Genomic DNA, 713 nt, shown 5'->3' with positions numbered 1-713 from the left:
TAATGTTTAGGAGCTTTCGTTTCGATAAACTCATAGTCTCCTGGTTGTAAGTCTTTAGCGATGATTTTTCCATCTTTATTGGTAACTAAATTCGTACGAATGTCGTTACCGTTCAAATCAGTAATTTTAAATACCGCACCTTCTAGCATTTCTTTCTTATCTATAGAGTCAACTTTCGTTAATTCCACGCCACCTTTTGTTAGGCCATTCTTAGCAGTAACAGAAGCGTGAGTTAGTTGACTTTTTTCGATAGTGAAGCTAATAGGTGTTTTATTTAAATCGTAATGCTTAGGAGCTTTCATTTCAATGAATTGATAGTCTCCTGGGCGTAAGTTCGTAGCAGTAATCTTACCATCTTTATCAGTAGTTAAATCAGTGCGAACAATTTTACCTTTCGCATCGATGATGTTAAACACTGCATCAGAAAGTTTTGTATCTGGATTTATATCATCCACTTTTATTAATTCTACAGCACCCTCAGTTAAGCTATTTGTAGTAGTAACTTGGAGCTTTTCTTTTTGGCTTTTCTTAATTGTAAACTTAATAGGTGTACTATCTAATTTATAGTGTTCAGGAGCTTTCGTTTCAACAAACTGATAGTCCCCAGGACGTAAATCAGAAACAGAAATTTTTCCATGTACATCTGTTGTAAGCTCAGTGCGAATGTCATTACCATTCAGATCAGTAATTTTAAATATCGCATCTTTAAGAGC

Annotated in this window: 1 protein-coding gene; it reads right to left on the bottom strand. The window is 34.6% G+C overall.

Going from position 1 to position 713, the window contains the following annotated elements; translation table 11 throughout:
- Window positions 1-713, bottom strand: a 713-nt coding sequence (locus MR160_RS33745) for an MSCRAMM family protein (RefSeq protein ID WP_255805920.1), incomplete at both ends; no start/stop codon positions are given.

Source organism: Bacillus cereus group sp. BfR-BA-01382 (genome assembly GCF_022663475.1).
Taxonomy (GTDB): Bacteria; Bacillota; Bacilli; order Bacillales; family Bacillaceae_G; genus Bacillus_A; species Bacillus_A thuringiensis_S.
This window is presented reverse-complemented; position numbering and strand designations above follow the sequence as displayed.